Here is an 18,459-nt window from a genome sequence, read left to right on the forward strand (position 1 = left end):
CGATGAAGGGCATGTACAGGTTGTTACGATCTCTGACTGCATTGTTGCTGGCATCGATGCTCATGGGCGCGACACAGGCTCCACCGATCGAAGAGCGGATGCTCGATGAAATGGATGACATCACGCCGTGGAGGGCGGTGGCGTCGGACGGCGTGAGCGCGTCAGTCCATGAGGCGCCCGGCGTGGATGGTGGTGGGTCGCTGCTGCTCGAGTTCGATTTCGCGCGCACTGCCGGCTACACGGCCGCTGCTCGTCCGCTCGACGTGCAGTTGCCGGACGATTACGAAATCTCCTTCTGGATGCGCGGCGAGGCCGGTCAGAACCATTTCGAAGTGAAGTTCGTCGATGCATCCGGCGACAACGTCTGGTGGTACCGCCGTGCCAACACCAGGTTCTCCGGCGACTGGCAGCACATCCGCATCAAACGCCGGCAGATCGAGTTTGCGTGGGGTCCGACCAGCGACAAGGTGCTGCGACACTTCGCATCGGTGGAGTTCGTCGTCAGCGCCGGCGCGCAAGGCGGCTCCGGCAAGCTCTGGTTCGATCGGCTGGCGCTCAAGACGGTGGCTCATCCCGCAGCCACTGCGAAACCGACGGTGCAGGCGACGACGGAGCGCTCAGGAACCCGTGCCGTGTCCGTACTCGATGGCAATGAGAGCACCGCCTGGCGTAGCGTGAGAACGCCCGGCAAGGCACAGGCAGTCACCATCGATCTGCAAGCCGTGAAGGAATTCGGCGGCGTCGAGATCGACTGGGTGAAGGGTCTGCACGCCCCACACTACTCGATCGACCTCTCACTGGATGGCAAGGACTGGACGACCGTGCGCGAGGTCAGCGCCGGCAATGGCGGTCGCGACTCGCACCGCCTGCCGGAATCCGAGGCGCGCTGGATCCGCATCACGTTTCCCGATCCCGGCCGCGACGTCGCCATTGCGGAAGTTCACGTGCGCGATCTGGAATTTGGCGCATCTGCCAATGCTTTCCTGCAGGAACTGGCGAAACGTACTCGTCGCGGCTGCTATCCGCGCGCCTACTACGACGAACAGTCCTACTGGACGATCGTGGGCGTCGACGGCGACAGCGAGGAAGGGCTCTTCTCCGAGGACGGCGCCATCGAGGCGCGCAAAGCAGGCTTCTCGGTCGAACCGTTCATTCGCTCCGGGAATCGTCTGCTGACCTGGGCAGATGTCTCTCTCGCGCAATCGCTCGCCGACGGTTACCTCCCGATCCCGAGCGTCCGATGGACGCACGACGACGTCGTATTGAACGTCACGGCACTCGCCGCTGGCAGCAGAGGCAGCGCGCATACGCGCGTCACCTACGACATAGACAATCCCACCGCGTCGCCTCGCAAGCTCACGCTGGCGCTCGCGGTGCGTCCGCTGCAGGTCAACCCGCCAGCCCAGTTCCTCAACACGGCAGGCGGTGCGAGTCCCATTCAGGATCTGAGCTGGCAGAACGGCAACGTGCGCGTCGATGGGATCGCCGCCATCTTCCCCCAATCAGCACCGACGGCATTCGTCGCGGTGCCATTCGATGCGGACTCGCCTTGTGAATGGCTCACTTCGAATGCAGCTGCTACGTCCATCCACGATGAAACGGGCTTCGCGTCGGGTGCATTGTTGTACGACATCGAACTCGAGCCGGGCGAATCGCAGCAAGTCGTGCTCGATCTGCCGCAGCATGCGAGCCAGGACACGCAAGTCGCTGGATTGCAGCCTGCTTCAGAGGAAGTGATCCGCACCGAATGGCGCGAAAAACTCAACCGCGTGCAACTGGATCTGCCGCCCGAGGCGCAGGCGTGGTTCGACACGCTACGCACATCGCTTGCCCACGTTCTCATCAATCGCGATGGCCCCGGCATTCAACCGGGCTCGCGTTCGTACGAGCGTTCATGGATTCGCGATGGCGCGATGACCTCCGAGTTCCTCCTGCGCATGGGTCACTACGATGTCGCAAAGGAGTTCCTGCTCTGGTACGCGGACTACCAGTTCGCCAATGGCAAGGTGCCCTGTTGCGTGGACGTTCGTGGCGCCGACCCTGTGCCCGAGAACGACAGCGGCGGCGAGTTCCTGTTTCTGATCGGCGAAATTTATCGCTACGGCGGCGACAAGGAGCTGCTGCGCAGCCTGTGGCCCCGGGTCGTCAAGGCAGTGAGCTACATGGACACGCTGCGCCGGTCGGAGCGAACCGCAGCCAACCGGCAGGGCGAGAGGCGGGCGTTCTACGGCATGATGCCCGCGTCCATCAGTCACGAAGGCTATTCGGCCAAACCGATGCATTCGTACTGGGACAATTTCTGGGCGCTGACCGGTTATGAGTCTGCCGTGACCATTGCGCGCGCCCTGGACGAACGCGCCGCGATGCGTGAATTCATCGACTCCCGCGATGAGTTTCGCGCCGACCTGCACCGCTCTCTGCAGGCCGCGATGGCGCAGCATCGGATCGCCTATTTGCCGGGTGCCGCCGAACTGGGAGATTTCGACGCCACCTCGACCACTATCGCGTTGTCACCGCTGGGCGAGCAGCAGATGTTGCCGCCGCAGGCGGTGAACGCGACCTTCGAACGTTACTGGAAGGAGTTCGACAAGCGCCGCACGGACACGTCGTGGGATGCGTACACGCCCTATGAACTGCGTAACCTCGCTGCCTTCGTTCGGTTGGGTTGGCGCGATCGGGCACAGGAACTGCTGGCGTTTTTCATGAACGACCGCCGCCCGGCGGCGTGGAACCAATGGGCGGAAGTCGTCGGTCGCGAAGTGCGCAAGACCCGCTTCATCGGTGACATGCCGCACGGCTGGGTCGCCTCCGACTACGGTCGATCGCTGCTCGACATGTTTGCCTACGAGCGTCCCGTCGACGAAACGTTGCTGCTGATGGGCGGTGTGCCGAAGGAATGGTTCGGCAGGAAGAGCTTCGGTGTACGCGGGTTGCGCACAGCGTACGGCCCGCTCAGCTATTCCTTCAAAGTCGACGGCAGGACATCCGTGCTGGAGATCGAGAAGACCGGCATGCCCGCCGGCGGCATCGCCGTGAGCTGGCCCGAACGCCCGAAAGGTACGCAGACGATCACGTCAGGCTCGGCGCGCTGGAATGGCGACGAGCTGCGGGTGAGCTCGCTGCCGTTCCGGATCGAGTTCGCGGAATGACAGCGGGAGAAGAGTATCTCCACGGGGAACACGGGGTAGAAGAGCGGAAACAGTCTGTTCTTCTTTCCTACCCCGTGTTCCCCGTGGAGATTCCCTCTTCTTTCTTAGAAAGCGACAGCTCCATTCGAAGCGATGACATCGGCAAAGAACGTTGCGCTGGCCTTGAGCGTCCGCTTCTGAGTCTGGTAATCGACGTGGATGATGCCGAAGCGCTTCGAGTAGCCGAGCGCCCATTCGAAATTGTCGAGCATCGACCATGCAAAATAACCGCGGACATCGGCACCCGCCCGCAGTGCGTCGTGGACCGCGCGGATGTGCGTGCGGAAATAGTCGACGCGCAGCGGATCTTCGAGCAGTTCGCCATCGGCTTGCGCGGGATCGGCAAATGCCGCGCCGTTCTCCGTGATGTACACGGGCGGATTGCCGTAGCGATCCTTGATCCAGAGCAGGGTATCGGTCAGTCCTTGCGGGAATACTTCCCAGCCCATTTCCGTATGCGGGTGCTGCGTCTGCTTGACCGGCGTCGCGCGCAGCGGCCAGGCCTGCGGATCGTGTTTAGTGACGCTGCGTGTGTAGTAGTTCAGCCCCACGAAATCGATCGGCTGGTGAATCTGCTGCAGATCGGCTGCCGGCCAGTCCGGCCAGGCGTCGCCGAAGATCTCGCGCATCTCTTGCGGATAGCGACCCAGCAGCGCCGGTTCGATGAATTGACGATTCATCTGGGCTTCGGCACGGCGTGTCGCGGCGAGATCGTCGGCCGCTTGCGACGCGGCGTACTTGGGTTCGATGTTCACGACCAGTCCGATCTGATGACGACCAGTCGCGCGATAGGCCTGCACGGCTGCGCCGTGCGCCCGCATGAGGTTGTGTGTCGCAATCGGCGCTTCGAAAATATTTCGATGACCCGGAGCCGCTGTGCCATGCAGGTAGCCGTTGTCCGAGACCACCCACGGTTCGTTCAACGTTGCCCACAGTTTTATCCGGTCATCGAAGCGGCGATACACGATGTCGGCGTACTCGGCGAACCAGTCCGCGCTATCGCGATTCAGCCAGCCGCCGCGATCGTCGAGCGCTGCGGGCAGGTCCCAGTGAAACAGCGTGGCCGTCGGCTGAATGCCCTTCGCCAGCAGGCGATCGATCAGTCGTTCGTAGAAGCCGAGTCCGAGCGGATTCACGCGACCGATACCTTCGGGCAGGATGCGGGCCCACGCAATGCTGAAGCGGTATGCCTGCAGACCAAGACGTTGCATCAGGTCGATGTCACTTTCCCAGCGACGATAGTGATCGCACGCGATATCGCCGGTTTCATTGGCGACGACCCGACCGGGCGTGTGACTGAAGCGATGCCACACGCTGGCGCCAGCGCCATCCGCGAGCGGCGAGCCTTCGATCTGGTAGGCAGAGGTGGCGCAGCCCCACAAGAAACCATCGGGAAAGTGCTGGGCGGGGATTTCTCGGGGCATGGCTCGATGTTTCGCGGCGGGGCCTGGGACGGCAGTCTATACGGCCAGAGGAAATCGCATGGCTGAAGTCGTTCTGCGGTCGGTACGCAAGGTTTACAACAACGGGCCGGTCGCCGTTGCCGATGCCGATTTCGCCATTCATGACGGTGAACTGCTGGTGCTCGTCGGTCCCTCCGGCTGCGGCAAGAGCACGCTGCTGCGAATGATCGCCGGGCTCGAGGACGTGACGTCCGGGTCGATCTTCATTGGCAATCGCGACGTCACCCATCTCGAGCCGCGCGATCGCGACATCGCCATGGTGTTCCAGAGCTACGCTCTGTATCCGCATATGACCGTGGCGGAGAACCTCGGCTTCGGCCTGAAGCTGCGTGGACATTCGGCCGCTGACATCGCGGAGCGCGTGCGCAAATCCGCGGACATGCTCGAACTCGGGGCGTTGCTGCAGCGCCTGCCGAAGCAACTGTCCGGTGGGCAGCGCCAGCGAGTGGCGCTGGGCAGGGCGCTGGTACGCCAGCCGCAGGTATTCCTGCTGGATGAGCCCCTGTCGAATCTCGATGCACGCCTGCGCACGACGACCCGAGCGGAAATCGCCCGGCTGCATCGGGCATTGGGCACGACCATGATCTACGTGACGCACGATCAGGTGGAGGCGATGACACTGGGACAGCGAATCGTGGTGATGAGCGACGGGGTCATCCAGCAGATCGACGAGCCGATGCGCATCTACCAGCGCCCGGCCAATCTGTTCGTCGCCGGATTCCTGGGCAGTCCGGCGATGAATCGCTGGCCCGGCACCGTGCGGGGCGAAGCAAACGGCGCCGTGCTCGCGGCGGACGATGCGACCTTGCCGCTCGGTCGATCAGTGGCATCTCAGCACGCTGACATCGTCGTTGGCGTGCGTCCCGAACATGTGCACCGGATTTCGCCTCACGACCTGTCGTACGAGATCCGTTTCGACGCCACCATCGATCTGGTCGAATCGGTCGGCAGCGAGGCGTTCCTGCACGCACGATTCGGCAGCTGGCCCGTGATCGTGCGTGTGTCACCGCAGGATCTGCCCGCCGCAGGAGCAACCATTTCGCTCGGGATCGCGCCGGAGAAACTGCATTTCTTCGACGCGACGACAGGTCAACGCATCGAACCCGATTGAGACTCTGCAATTGAAGTCTTAACCGAGTCCGGGCACCGGAAAGCGGCTGCAGAGATCACGAACTTCTGCGTTAACCGCCCGCAGTGCGTCCGCATCCGACGCGGCTCGCAGTGCACGAACGATCCAGTCAGCTACTTGCTTCATCTGCGCTTCGCCGAGTCCGCGCGTGGTCATCGCGGGCGTCCCGAGTCGAATACCGCTGGGGCGAAGCGGCGGACGCGGGTCGTCCGGAATCACCTGCTTGTTCACCGTGAGTCCGGCGGCATCGAGCGCCGTTTCTGCGACTCGTCCATCGACATCGAACGACCTGACGGTGTCGATGACGAGCAGGTGATTTTCGGTTCCGCCCGTGATGAGCGTGCAGCCGTGCCGGCGTAGTTCATCCGCGAGCGTGTGTGCGTTACGCAGCACCTGCTGCGCGTACTTCCTGAACTCGGGCTGCGCCGCGAGCTTGAGTGTCACTGCAATCCCGGCGACGGCATTCATGTGCGGGCCGCCCTGCATTCCGGGAAATACGGCCTGATCGATCTGCGGTCCAAGGGAAGCCTTGCACAGAATGAGCCCGCCGCGCGGTCCGCGCAGAGACTTGTGAGTCGTCGTCGTCACGATGTCGAACCCGGCGTCGAGTGGATTGGCGAGCACGCCTCCCGCAATGAGTCCGCCGATATGCGAGACGTCCGCCATCGCGAGCGCGCCGATCTCATCGGCAATCGCGCGAAAGCGTGCGTAGTCGAGTTCGCGCGGGTAGGAGGAGTGGCCACACAGCACGATCCTGGGTCGCGTTGCACGAGCAGCAGCGGCGACAGCGTCGTAATCGATACGTCCATCCGGCGGTGAGGTCTTGTAACGCACGAAGTTGAAGATCCTGCCCATCGCCGACACCGGCGCACCGTGTGTGAGATGGCCGCCATGTGAAAGGTCCATCGCGAGAACAGTGTCGCCGGGCTCGAGGCACGCCATGTAGACGGCCTGATTCATGGGTGAACCGCTCAGCGGCTGCACGTTGGCATGCTCGGCGCGAAACAATTGCCTGGCGCGCTCGATGGCGAGCGTCTCGATGCGGTCGGTGAACGTCTGGCCGCCGTAGTAACGGCGTCCTGGATAACCCTCCGCGTACTTGTTGGTGAAGACGCTGCCGTTGGTCGCGTAGACCTCGGGGAATGCGTAGTTCTCGGAGGGAATCAGTTCCAGTCCCTCGCGTTGGCGCTGTTCCTCGCCGATCATCGCGGCGTAAATGTCGGGATCGCTGCAACGGAGAAATTCGAGGGTCGATTGCATGGCGGCTCGCTCCTGTGAAGGGTGGACATGAGTGCCCAGGCGAGCGGCGGTCGGCAGAGGAGGGCTCTGCACGCGTGCTTCCCGATGGTGATCCATCTACGCCAGTTACACGCGCCGGGCGATGCTACTGCAGGCGCTGCGCTGGACGCAACAGGCGTGAAAATTTCGCGGCGATGCAGACAACGTCGCGGGGCTTCGTGGACAATTCAACTTCCTTGTCTGCATGCGAGAACGCTCATGCCTCTCGACTACGACCGCCTGATGCGTATGCCTGCGGAATCCGTGACGCAGACATACATGGCGCGCGACACGATTCTGTACGCGCTCGGCCTGGGAGTCGGCGCGACGAATCCGTTCGACGGCGACGAACTCAAGTACGTGTATGAACGCAATCTCGTTGCATTGCCGATGCTGGCCGTCGTGCTCGGCGCCGGCGCGATGAATTTGTCCGATCCGAAATTCGGCGTGAACTACACCATGCTGCTGCACGGCGAGCAGTCACTGCAGGTGCACAGGATGCTGCCAGTGGCAGGGACGGTCGTCAGCGAAAGCAGGATCGACGAGATCTACGACAAAGGCGCGGCGAAAGGCGCCGTCATGTATTTCACACGCAAGCTGTTCGACCAGGCTTCCGGCGATCTGCTGGTCACCATCGGAAGCGTTGTCTTTCTGCGCGGCGATGGCGGGTTCGGCGGCAAGAGCGATGGCGCACCGAAGTTGCGTCCGGTGCCTGCGGATCGACCGGCGGATCAGCAGGTGCCGGTGCACACGATGTCGAACCAGGCACTGATCTATCGGCTCTCCGGCGACTACAACCCGCTGCACATCGATCCTGACGTTGCAGGCCAGGCAGGTTTCGACCGACCGATCCTGCACGGGCTCGCGGCGTATGGAATGGTGGGCCGCGCACTCATCAAGGCGCTGTGCAATGACGATCCGGCCAGGCTGCGGCGGCTCGATGTGCGCTTCACCAGCCCTGTCTATCCGGGCGAACCGCTGCATGTCGAGGTGTGGAACGTCGGTCCGGGCGATGCGGCGTTCCGGCTCGTCGCCACCGATCGCCAGACCGTGGTAGAAGATTTTGGCCGGTTCGAGTTTCAGGCAACGTAGCCGCAGTTTCAGATGGAGGTGTCGATTGTTCGTTCCCAGCGGTGTCATCACCATCACGACAGACTTCGGGCACCAGGGACCATTCGTAGCCACGATGAAGGGACGCATGCTGACGCGTCTGGCCGATGCCCGCATCATCGACGTCACACACGAGGTGCCCGTGTACTGGCCGGCAGAGGCGGGGTTCTGGCTCTCCCGCTCCTACCAGTACTTCCCGAGCGGGACGGTCCACGTCGCTGTGGTCGATCCGGGGGTTGGCACCAGTCGCGACATCATCGCGGTGGAGGCGGACGGCCACGGCTTCCTGGCGCCGGATAACGGCCTGCTGGCCCCTGTGGTGGGTCGGGCCGCCTCCGCCCGCATATACCGCCTCGACCTCGCGAGCGTCCGTCAGCGCCTCCAGCTGCCTGTGCCCAGCGCCACCTTTCATGGCCGGGATATTTTCGCGCCCGTAGCCGCTGAAATCGCCGCAGGACACATCGCGATGCAGGATCTCGGGCCAGTCACCACGGACGTCGTGCCGGCCTGGGTGGATGAACCCTCGAGTACGCCCGACCAGGTGGCGGGGGTCATCATCACCATCGATCATTTCGGCAACCTGATCACCAATATCGACGCCACGCTGATCGAGCGCTTCAGTCGCCCGGTCGTCCGCACGGCCGGCCACGACTTCCCATTGCGCCGCACCTATGGCGATGTCCGTCCAGGCGACTACCTCGCCCTCATCAATTCCTTCGGCGTAGTGGAGCTGGCCCGCGCCGAACAGAGTGCCGCCGAGGGCCTGGGGCTGGGCCGGGGTGCCCCTGTAGTCGTTTCCAGTCGTTGAATTTCAGCGCGCGCGACTTCCGAAAGCCCTTGAATGCCTGACAAAGCAGGGCCATTCAGGCCCAGGCGGGAGCGGGCGACGATTAAGCTTTCATCCAGCAGTACCGCGGCCATTGAAAACCCCGGCGCATCGTATATAGTCCGCAGGCCGCGGGTCCCCGCCGGTCCCGATCTGGTTGATTTTTCAGGATTTTTTCAGGAATCATCATGGTGGAGAGAGACGACGAGCACTTCGATATCGATGATGACTTCGTTGCGGAGAGCGACGAAGAGCAGAATTTCGATCGGTTCATCGACAAAGTCGACCGGCGCGCTCGCCCCAGCGCCTCGAAAGACACCAAGAAAGGCAAGGCTGCCTGGAGCAAGCTGGAAGACGTTCTGGCCGAGCGCCGCCTGAAGAAAGAACTCAACGATTTCGACGACGAAGAATAGTTTGCGGCTGGCCGACCGGACGGGGTCATCGTCCGGGCCTGGCCAGCAGTGGGTGGCTGATGCCGTCCCTGCGCCCTGAACGGGCTTCCCGCGCAGCTGGCCTGCGCTTCAATCGAAACAGTGGGACGTGAAGGCATCGTCCCTGACTCAGATGGGGTTTCTATGACGATGGCTGATTCCGCCACGGGTGCTACGCCCAACACTTCTCCGTGGGCCGTACTCAAGTTTGGAGGCACCAGCGTGTCCTCCGCCGTCAACTGGAAGAACGTCGCTGACGTGTTGCGCGACCGCCTGGCTGAAGGCCTGCGGCCGGTCGTGGTGCACTCCGCACTGTCGGGTATCACCGATCGTCTCGAGCAGCTGCTGTCGCAGGCGCTCGGCGGCGAATGGCAGCCCGTGATGGATCAGATCGAACAGCGCCACCGCGATCTGGCGCGTGACCTCGGCATCGTCCCGTCACCTGATCTCGAAGAACAGTTCAAGCGCCTGCGGCAGATTGCTGCGGGCATTTCGCTGGTGGGCGAGGTGAGCGAACGACTGCACGCCCGCGTCATGGCGCAGGGCGAGCTGATGGCAACGCGCCTTGGCGCAGCCTTCCTCACTGCACAGGGTCTCGATGTGCAATGGGTCGACGCTCGCACCGTGCTGAAGGCCGAAGCGCGTCGCAACGCGAATGCGCGCTCGAGCTATCTGTCTGCTACCTGCAGCTACGAACCCGATGTCGAACTGCAGCGGCGCTGGTCGACGCCTGGCACGATCTGGATCACGCAGGGCTTCATCGCCAGCGACGAAAACGGCGACACCGTGCTCCTCGGTCGCGGCGGCTCGGACACTTCCGCCAGCTATCTGGCCGCGAAACTGCAGGCTCGGCGGCTGGAGATCTGGACCGACGTGCCAGGCATGTTCAGCGCGAATCCGCGCTCGGTGACCACGGCGCGCCTGCTGCGTGCGCTCGAATACGACGAAGCGCAGGAAATTGCCAGCAGCGGCGCGAAGGTTCTGCATCCGCGCTGCATCATGCCGGTCAAGCAGTACGGCATTCCGTTGTACGTGTACGCCACGCAGACGCCGAAGCTCGAAGGCACGGTGATTTCGGCGCAGGGCGGCAATGTGGCGGCCCAGGTGAAGGCGGTCACCATCAAGAAGAACATCACGCTGATCTCGATGGAGACCGTCGGGATGTGGCATTCGGTCGGCTTCCTGGCCGACGCGTTCCAGGTCTTCAAGGATCACGGCATCTCGATCGACCTGGTATCGACGTCAGAAACCAGCGTCACGGTTTCGCTCGATCCTGCAGCGAATACGCTGACCAAGACGGCACTCGATGCGCTGACCCTGGATCTGGGGAAGATCTGCCGCGTGCAGGTGATCGGCCCTTGCTCCGCGGTAAGCCTCGTCGGAAGAAACATCCGCGCCATCCTGCATCGGCTCGGTGAAGCGCTCGAGCTGTTCGAAGAGCAGAAGATCTACCTGGTGACGCAGGCCGCCAACGACCTCAACATCACGTTCGTCATCGACGAGGAGCAGGGTGATCGCCTGGTTTCGCGCCTGCACGAAATTGCCATCCGCAAGATGACGGCCGATCGTGTTCTCGGCCCGACGTGGGAGGAACTCTACGGCGGAGCGAGCAAGGGAACGGATACCTCGACACAGTGGTGGGACGCGCGCCGCAACGAATTGATCGAACTCGGCCGCAAGCACGGCGCCGCCTTCGCCTACGACCGCAGCACGCTGGCCGCGCGGGCAGAAGCCCTGAAGGCATTGCCAGGCATCGACGACGTTTTCTATGCGCTCAAGGCCAACTGGCATCCCGAGATCCTCAAGTTGTTCCACGAGCGCGGACTCGGCTTTGAATGCGTCTCGCGCAACGAAGTCGAACACGTGCTCGAGACCCTGCCGGGTCTGGACCACGAGAAGATCCTCTTCACTCCGAACTTCGCACCGCGCGCTGAATATGCCTGGGGTCTCGAGCAGGGCATCTGGGTCACGCTGGACAACCTGCATCCGCTCAAGGCCTGGCCGGAGCTCTTCAAGGGACGCGATGTCTTCGTGCGGATCGATACCGGCTACGGCCGCGGCCACCACGACAAGGTGCGCACCGCTGGCGTGCATTCGAAGTTCGGTGTGCCGTTGTTCGAGATGGACGAACTGGAGCGGCTGGTGAAGGCCAGCGGCGCCCGCGTCGTCGGTCTGCATGCGCATACCGGCAGCGGCGTGTTCACTGTCGATAACTGGCAGTTGGTCGGCGAGACGCTGGCCGGTCTTACCGAACGCTTCCCGCATGTTCACACGGTGGATGTCGGCGGCGGGCTGGGCGTTCCCGAGCGCCTGGGTCAGCAGGGCGTCGTACTGGCGGAGTTCGGTGCTGCGCTTTCGCAGCTCAAGTCCGCAAATCCGAGGCTCAAGCTCTGGATCGAACCAGGCCGCTACCTGGTGGCCGAAGCGGGCGTGTTGCTCGCGCAGGTGACGCAGCTGAAGGGCAAGGGCGACGTCCAGTACGTCGGCGTCGCCACGGGCATGAACTCGCTGATCCGTCCGGCGCTCTACGGCGCACATCACGAGATCGTCAATCTCAGTCGCCTGGATGATTTCGCCACCGAAGTGGTGAATGTGGTCGGACCCATCTGCGAGTCCGGCGATCAGCTAGGGCTCGATCGGCTGTTGCCACCGACACAGGAAGGGGATGTGTTGCTGATCGCGACGGCAGGCGCCTACGGTCGCGCGATGAGTTCCACGTACAACCTGCGCCAACCCGCCGTGGAAGTGATGATCTGAACGTCCGGCTGGCCAGCACCTTGCAGTGCTGGCCAGCCTGTCGTTTCACTGCGTCAACGACCCAAGTTCAGTCGTTGCCTGCTCCGCGTCGCCTGGTGTGGCGCCGTTCCAGCTCCTGCACCACGGCGCCGAGCGTCAGATTGCGGCTTTTCAGCAGCAACGCCAGGTGGAAGAGAAGATCCGCGGACTCCGAGATCAGGCCATCGTCGGCCTGCGTCACCGCCGCCAGCGCAACCTCGACACCTTCTTCGCCGACCTTCTGCGCCATGCGGGTCGGACCCTGATGCCAGATACGCGCGGTGTAACTGCCTTCAGGCTGCTCGGCAATTCGCTGCGCGATGACGGCTTCAAGACGGGACAGGAAGGCGAGACCGGAGGCTGCCGTGGTCACGTCGTCACCGAAGCAACTTTGCGTGCCGTTGTGACAGGTCGGTCCATCCGGCAGTGCGGTGATCAGCAGTGAGTCGTTGTCGCAGTCGGCAGCGACGTCGACGACGTTCAAGTGGTGGCCAGAAGTTTCGCCCTTGGTCCACAGGCGCTGCTTGCTGCGACTGAAGAATGTCACGCGCTTGAGATCGAGCGTCGTCTGCAGTGCCTCGGCATTCATGAAGCCGAGCATCAATACGCGACCCGTCTGCGCATCCTGCACGATGGCAGGCAGCAGGCCGTCGCCCTTGTTCCAATCCAGTGTTGCGACCTGCGCGGGTGTCATGCCCGGATCTCCGTGGGACGAATGTCGATGGCCTGTCCGATCAGGAAGCGCTTGAGATCGGGAATGGCGATGTTGCCGCTGTGGAAGACGCTCGCAGCGAGTGCACCATCGACACGCGCCTGGCGGAACACGTCGGTGAAGTGCTCCGGCCGGCCAGCGCCGCCGGAAGCAATCAATGGCACGGTGCAGATGTCCCTGACCGCTGTGAGCTGTGCGATGTCGTAGCCGCTGCGCACGCCGTCGCTGGCCATGCAGTTCAGCACGATCTCGCCGCCGCCGCGCTCCTGCACTTCGCGGGCCCAGTCGAGCGTCAGGCGCGCGGTGTTGCGTGTGCGAGTCGGATCGCCAGTGAACTGATAGACGTAGTAGTTGCCGTCCACCGTCTGGCTGTCGATGCCGATCACGACGCACTGAACGCCGAAGCGCGCACTCAGACGCGAGATCAATTCAGGATCGGCGAGTGCCGGTGAATTGATCGAGATTTTCTCGGCGCCTTCGCCGAGTACTTGCTCGGCGTCCGCTACCGAACGGATGCCGCCGGCGACACAGAAGGGAATGTCGAGGATACGGGCAACCCGACTGACCCAGCTGCGATCGACGGAGCGGCCGTCCGGGCTCGCGGTGATGTCATAGAACACGAGCTCGTCCGCGCCTTCGTCGCGGTAGCGCGTAGCCAGTTCGAGAATGTCGCCCACGACCACGTGGTCGCGGAAGCGCACGCCTTTGACGACCTGCCCGTCTCTTACGTCGAGGCAGGGGATGATGCGTTTGGCAAGAATGGCCGCAGCTCCTCGGCAGAAATTCGATTTTCCAGCATGGCCTTGCCGCTGATCACGGCGGCCACACCACAGTCTCGTAGCGCATGCAGATCACGCGCATCGCTGACGCCGCCCGAGGCCTGCCATTGCAGTTCGGGAAAGCGCCGCACGGCATCGGCATACAGTTCGCAGTTCGGGCCGGTAAGGGCGCCGTCGCGGGCGATGTCGGTACACAGCACGTGCCCGAGTCCCGCCTTCAGGAATTTTTCCACGGCTTTCCACAGCACGGTGTCGCTGGTTTTCTGCCAGCCGTGGGTGGTGAGCATGGGAGCGCCGGAGGCATCGATGCGCACATCGAAGGCGAGCACGATCTTCTTCGGATCGACGTCGCCCATCCAGCGCATCACTTCCTCAGGTGCGGTGACGGCGACGCTGCCGATGACAGCGCGGTCGACTCCCGCCTGCAGCAGTTCGCGCACGCGATCGAGCGTGCGCAATCCACCGCCGACTTGCAGTCGCGCGCGCTTGGCGGCGGCCAGATCACCGATGATGGCGCGGTTCTGTTGCTCGCCATCGCGTGCGCCGTCGAGATCGACGACGTGGACGCGGCGGGCGCCGAGCGCGACATAGCGCGACAGCACATCTGCCGGTTCGGTCGAGTACACGGTCTCGGCGGCGAAATCGCCTTGAAACAGCCGCACACAGCGGCCTTCCTTGAGATCGATCGCAGGGATGAGTTCCATGAAGTCAGGTTCTACAGTCGCAGGAAGTTGCGGAGCAGCTGTGCGCCGACTCGGGCCGAGCGCTCAGGATGAAATTGCGCACCGTACACGTTGTCGCGCTGGACGACGGACGCGAACGGATCGCCGTAGGTGGTCGTCGCCAGCGTCCGTTCGCCGAGGGGTGCGGCGTAGCTGTGCACGAAGTAGACGTAGTCGCCGGTGCTGATGTCGTTCAGCAGCGGCGACGGACGCGTGAACTCGAGCTGATTCCAGCCCATGTGCGGCACCGGCAGGCCGGCGCGATCCGGCAGCCGTCGCACGCGACCGGGCAGCAGTCCCAGGCAGGGCACTTCACCTTCTTCGGATGACTCGAACAGCAACTGCATGCCGACGCAGATGCCGAGCAGCGGCTGCCGCAGTTGACGAATCGTGTCGACGAGTCCGGACTGTCGCAGGCGTCCCATGCAATCCGCCGCGGCGCCGACGCCAGGCAGGATCACGTGACTGGCGCGGCGCAGTCGTTCCGGGTCCGTGGTGAGATCGGCAGGAACGCCGAGCCGTTCCACGGCCATTTGCAGCGATGCGATGTTCGCGCCGCCGCTGTCGATGATGGCGAGGCCTGAGTTCACAGCGTTCCCTTCGTGCTCGGCAATTCCGTGTCGGTGATGCGGAATGCCTGACGCAACGTGCGGCCTACTGCCTTGAAGCAGGCCTCGATCATGTGATGGGTGTTGTCGCCTTCGACCTTCATGTTGATCGAGGCGCCGAGTGTTTCCGCGAGCGAGCGGAAGAAATGCGGCACGAGCTCAGTGGGCAGCTGGCCCACGGAATCGCGACCGAAGCGTCCTTCGAATACGAAGTAGGGCCGCCCCGACAAATCGATGGCAACCTGGGCCAGTGCTTCGTCCATCGGCAAAAGGAAACCGTAGCGATGGATGCCGCGCTTGTCGCCGAGCGCCGCCTTGAGGGCCTGGCCGAGCGCGAGGGCGCAATCCTCGACCGTGTGGTGCTCATCGATGTGCAGATCGCCCTTGCAGGCAAGGTGCATCGAGAAGCCGCCGTGCCGTGCGATCTGCTCGAGCATGTGATCGAAGAAGCCGAGTCCGGTCGACACGTGGATGGGCGATTCCCGGTCCAGGTCGACGGTGACGCGAATGTCCGTTTCCTTGGTCTTGCGCTCGACACTGGCCCGACGATTCGGCGCCGTCAGCTGCTTCGCGATCTGTGCCCACCCAAGGTCCGCACCGATGCGCAGGCCCTGCACACCGATGTTGCGCGCAAGCTCGAGATCGGTTTCCCGATCGCCGATGACATAGCTGTTGTCGCGGTCGATAGTGGTAGTGCCCAGGTACTCCTCCAGCAGGCCGGTTTTCGGCTTGCGGCACGCACAGTTGTCGGCCGGCAGGTGCGGGCAGATGAACTGCGCCTCGAAGTGCAACCCTTGCGAGGTCAGCAGGTTCTGCAGGAATTCATGCGGTTCACGGAAGGTCGGCTCCGGAAAGCTCGCCGTGCCCAGCCCGTCCTGATTGCTCACCATGACGAAGACGTAGCCCGCATCGCGCAGCTGCAGCAATGCCGGGATCGTATCGGGCACGAGTCGCAGCTTCGCGAGACTGTCGATCTGGAAATCAGCCGGCTCTTCGATCAGCGTACCGTCGCGATCGATGAACAGAATTTTCTTGCCGCTCATGCCGCGTCTCCTGCCGTTGCCGCGATGGCGTCGATGGCCCGCAGCAGTCGTGTGTTCTGTTCAGCGGTGCCAACCGAGATACGCAGGCAGTCAGGCAGCGCGGGACTGGATCGCAGATCGCGAATGATCAGTCCGGCGCCAATCGCTGCCTGCATCACTGCCTGAGCATCGACGCATTCGATGAGGACGAAGTTGGCATCGCTGGCCCAGACGTGCCGGATCGCGCGTGAGCGCGACAACTCCGACATCAATCGCGTGCGTTCACCCAGGATCGTCTTGATGCGCTTCGCCGCGTCGGCACGATGGGTCGAGTTGGTAAAGGTCATCACGGCTTCGATGGTCTGTACCGGCAGCGCGTAGGGAGTAATGACGCGAGCCAGCAGTTCGACGATCTGCGGATGCGCGATCAGTGCCCCGCAACGCGCACCTGCCAGAGCGTATGCCTTGGACAGCGTTCGTAGCACGACAAGATTCTCGAACTGCTGCAGGGCCGGAGCAATGCTGTCGACACCCGCGAACTCGATATAAGCCTCGTCGACGACCACGATGGCTTTGTCCGCCAGTTCCCGGCAGACGGATTCGATCGCATTGCGGTCGAGCACGTTGCCGGTCGGATTGTTCGGCGAACACAGGAAGACCAGCTTGACGTTCTCATTCCACGCGGCGAGCACGCGTTCGACGTCGAGCGCATAGCCTTGTTCCTTGATCAAGGGAACTTCGATGACGTCGGCACCCTGAATCCGCGCGGATACCTTGTACATGCCGAACGTCGGCGGGCAGATCACGACGCTGTCAGTACCGGCGCGACAGAAAGCACGCACCAGCAGGTCGATACCTTCGTCGCTGCCGCGTCCAGCCAGCACGTTGCGAGGCTCGACGCCGTAGAGCTCAGCCAGGTGCTGGATCAGCTCGCCGGGCTGCGGCTCCGGATAGCGGTTGAGACCGGCGTGAGTGGCATCCTCCGTGGCGCGCCACGGCATTTCATTCGCGTGCAGGCGCTCCAGGGACGGCTCCCACGCGGCGTGCTCGTACGGCCGCAGGGTGAGAATGTCAGGACGGGCGCGGTCGAGGATCCGGATCATGTGGAGCCTGTGGCATCGAGGTGAGCGAGTCGCACCTGGACGGCATTGGCGTGCGCGTCGAGGCCTTCCAGCTGGGCGATGGCGATGGCGGTCGGGCCGAGATCGCGCAGCCCGTCGTCACTCAGTTCCTGCACGGTCATGCGACGCAGGAAGTCCGTCATGGACAGTCCGCTGTAGGCGCGTGCAAAGCCGTAGGTAGGCAACACGTGGTTGGTACCGCTGCAATAGTCACCCATGGTCTCCGGCGTCCAGGCGCCGAGAAACACCGATCCGGCATTGCGAATCCTGGGGAGCCAGCTGCGTGCGTCGCGAACCTGCACGATGAGGTGTTCCGGTGCGTATTCGTTGCTGATCTCGAAGGCGGTCTCGAGCGAATCCACCATGATGATGCGACTGTGCTGGATGGATTCGCGCAGCGTCTTTTCGCGGCCGAGCCGTTGCATCTGCTGCTCGAGTTGCTCGAGCGTGTCGCGAGCCAGATCGACCGACGTGGTGATCAGAACGACCTGGGCATCCGCGCTGTGCTCTGCCTGCGCCAGCAGATCGGCAGCAACGAACTCGGCACGGGCCGAGGTGTCCGCGATCACGAGGACTTCCGACGGGCCGGCTGGCATATCGAGTGCCGCGCCATCGGGATCATTCGAAACCAGCATCTTCGCCGCGGTCACCCACGCATTGCCCGGGCCGAAGACCTTGTCGACTTTCGGAATGCTATTCGTTCCATAGGCCATTGCCGCAATGGCCTGCGCGCCGCCAACTTTGAACACGCGCTCGATGCCGCAGAGTCGCGCCGCCGTCAGCACCGCAGGATCGGCTTTGCCATCTTTGCGCGGCGGCGTGCACAGGATGCGGATCGGGCAACCGGCAATGCGCGCTGGCACGGCCAGCATGATGGCGGCGGAGGGCAGGGGGGCAACACCTGCGGGTACGTAGAGTCCTACACGATCGATGGCGCGGAAGTGGCGCTCGCATACGACACCTGGCGACATCTCGACACGAATCGGATCGGAGAGCTGCGCCACATGAAACCGACTGACGTTGGCGATGGCGCGGTGCAGGGCCTCGCGCTGCACATCGTTGAGCTGCGTTTCCGCCCACTCGAATTCTTCCGCGGATACCTCGAATGCGTCGAGAGTTACGCCATCGAAACGTCGTGTGAACTCCAGCAGCGCTTCATCGCCACGCGTGCGCACGTCGTCAATGATGCGACGCACGCTGGCGTGGAGTTCATCCGCGCCTTGTTGCGCGGGGCGTCGCAACGCCGCACGACGCGCGTCCGGCGACAGATCCGCCCACTGCAGTATCGGCAGCTC

The 18,459-nt window shown here is 63.3% G+C and carries 15 protein-coding genes and 1 riboswitch; of the genes, 6 read left to right on the top strand and 9 right to left on the bottom strand.

The window, feature by feature from the left end:
- The first annotated feature begins 2 nt into the window (after positions 1 to 2).
- On the top strand, positions 3 to 3,149 hold the full coding sequence (locus VIZ63_RS03795) for a discoidin domain-containing protein (protein ID WP_331608165.1): 3,147 nt from the start codon (positions 3 to 5) through the stop codon (positions 3,147 to 3,149).
- Positions 3,150 to 3,253: 104 nt separating this feature from the next.
- On the opposite strand, the gene VIZ63_RS03800 is transcribed toward VIZ63_RS03795, so the two are convergent.
- Positions 3,254 to 4,612, bottom strand: a complete 1,359-nt coding sequence (locus VIZ63_RS03800) for a GH1 family beta-glucosidase (RefSeq protein ID WP_331608166.1) — start codon at positions 4,610 to 4,612, stop codon at positions 3,254 to 3,256.
- Positions 4,613 to 4,670: 58 nt separating this feature from the next.
- On the opposite strand from VIZ63_RS03800, the gene VIZ63_RS03805 reads away from it, so the two are divergent.
- Complete coding sequence (locus tag VIZ63_RS03805) at positions 4,671 to 5,762, top strand: sn-glycerol-3-phosphate ABC transporter ATP-binding protein UgpC (protein ID WP_331608167.1); 1,092 nt, start codon at positions 4,671 to 4,673, stop codon at positions 5,760 to 5,762.
- An 18-nt stretch (positions 5,763 to 5,780) separates the two neighbouring features.
- Here the strand turns inward: VIZ63_RS03805 and glyA are convergent, their stop codons facing one another.
- Positions 5,781 to 7,040 (bottom strand): serine hydroxymethyltransferase, encoded by a 1,260-nt coding sequence (glyA, locus tag VIZ63_RS03810; protein WP_331608168.1) that lies wholly within the window; start codon positions 7,038 to 7,040, stop codon positions 5,781 to 5,783.
- A 26-nt stretch (positions 7,041 to 7,066) separates the two neighbouring features.
- A riboswitch (ZMP/ZTP riboswitch) is annotated at positions 7,067 to 7,159 on the bottom strand.
- A 118-nt stretch (positions 7,160 to 7,277) separates the two neighbouring features.
- Here glyA and VIZ63_RS03815 point away from each other — a divergent pair.
- From VIZ63_RS03815 to VIZ63_RS03830, 4 genes are all read left to right on the top strand, one after another.
- Positions 7,278 to 8,150, top strand: a complete 873-nt coding sequence (locus tag VIZ63_RS03815; protein WP_331608169.1) for a MaoC/PaaZ C-terminal domain-containing protein — start codon at positions 7,278 to 7,280, stop codon at positions 8,148 to 8,150.
- A gap of 25 nt (positions 8,151 to 8,175) precedes the next feature.
- On the top strand, positions 8,176 to 8,976 hold the full coding sequence (locus VIZ63_RS03820; protein ID WP_331608170.1) for an SAM-dependent chlorinase/fluorinase: 801 nt from the start codon (positions 8,176 to 8,178) through the stop codon (positions 8,974 to 8,976).
- 206 nt (positions 8,977 to 9,182) lie between these two features.
- On the top strand, positions 9,183 to 9,407 hold the full coding sequence (locus VIZ63_RS03825; RefSeq protein WP_331608171.1) for a hypothetical protein: 225 nt from the start codon (positions 9,183 to 9,185) through the stop codon (positions 9,405 to 9,407).
- A 168-nt stretch (positions 9,408 to 9,575) separates the two neighbouring features.
- The gene (locus VIZ63_RS03830; protein WP_331608172.1) at positions 9,576 to 12,182 is read left to right on the top strand and encodes a bifunctional aspartate kinase/diaminopimelate decarboxylase; all 2,607 of its coding nucleotides are present in this window, start codon (positions 9,576 to 9,578) and stop codon (positions 12,180 to 12,182) included.
- A 67-nt stretch (positions 12,183 to 12,249) separates the two neighbouring features.
- Here the strand turns inward: VIZ63_RS03830 and hisIE are convergent, their stop codons facing one another.
- From hisIE to hisD, 7 genes are read right to left on the bottom strand one after another with little or no spacing between them, the layout of a single operon-like run.
- Positions 12,250 to 12,894: a bifunctional phosphoribosyl-AMP cyclohydrolase/phosphoribosyl-ATP diphosphatase HisIE gene (gene hisIE / locus VIZ63_RS03835; protein ID WP_331608173.1), complete on the bottom strand. Its 645-nt coding sequence runs from the start codon at positions 12,892 to 12,894 to the stop codon at positions 12,250 to 12,252.
- On the bottom strand, positions 12,891 to 13,673 hold the full coding sequence (gene hisF / locus VIZ63_RS03840; RefSeq protein ID WP_349261117.1) for an imidazole glycerol phosphate synthase subunit HisF: 783 nt from the start codon (positions 13,671 to 13,673) through the stop codon (positions 12,891 to 12,893). Before hisF ends, hisIE begins: the two co-directional genes overlap by 4 nt.
- Positions 13,637 to 14,395: a 1-(5-phosphoribosyl)-5-[(5-phosphoribosylamino)methylideneamino]imidazole-4-carboxamide isomerase gene (gene hisA / locus VIZ63_RS03845; protein WP_331608175.1), complete on the bottom strand. Its 759-nt coding sequence runs from the start codon at positions 14,393 to 14,395 to the stop codon at positions 13,637 to 13,639. The genes hisF and hisA overlap by 37 nt, the downstream gene beginning before the upstream one ends.
- Positions 14,396 to 14,406: 11 nt before the next feature.
- Positions 14,407 to 15,003: an imidazole glycerol phosphate synthase subunit HisH gene (gene hisH, locus VIZ63_RS03850; protein WP_331608176.1), complete on the bottom strand. Its 597-nt coding sequence runs from the start codon at positions 15,001 to 15,003 to the stop codon at positions 14,407 to 14,409.
- A complete protein-coding gene (gene hisB / locus VIZ63_RS03855) occupies positions 15,000 to 16,064 on the bottom strand; it encodes a bifunctional histidinol-phosphatase/imidazoleglycerol-phosphate dehydratase HisB (RefSeq protein WP_331608177.1) in 1,065 nt (354 codons plus the stop codon). Before hisB ends, hisH begins: the two co-directional genes overlap by 4 nt.
- Positions 16,061 to 17,146 carry a histidinol-phosphate transaminase gene (hisC, locus tag VIZ63_RS03860; protein WP_331608179.1) on the bottom strand — a complete coding sequence of 362 codons (1,086 nt, stop codon included), beginning with the start codon at positions 17,144 to 17,146 and terminating at the stop codon, positions 16,061 to 16,063. Before hisC ends, hisB begins: the two co-directional genes overlap by 4 nt.
- The gene (gene hisD / locus VIZ63_RS03865) at positions 17,143 to 18,456 is read right to left on the bottom strand and encodes a histidinol dehydrogenase (protein ID WP_414703759.1); all 1,314 of its coding nucleotides are present in this window, start codon (positions 18,454 to 18,456) and stop codon (positions 17,143 to 17,145) included. The genes hisC and hisD overlap by 4 nt, the downstream gene beginning before the upstream one ends.
- Between the last annotated feature and the right edge of the window lie 3 nt (positions 18,457 to 18,459).

It is taken from the genome of Povalibacter sp., from assembly GCF_036520495.1.
In the GTDB taxonomy this organism is placed as follows: Bacteria; Pseudomonadota; Gammaproteobacteria; order Steroidobacterales; family Steroidobacteraceae; genus Steroidobacter.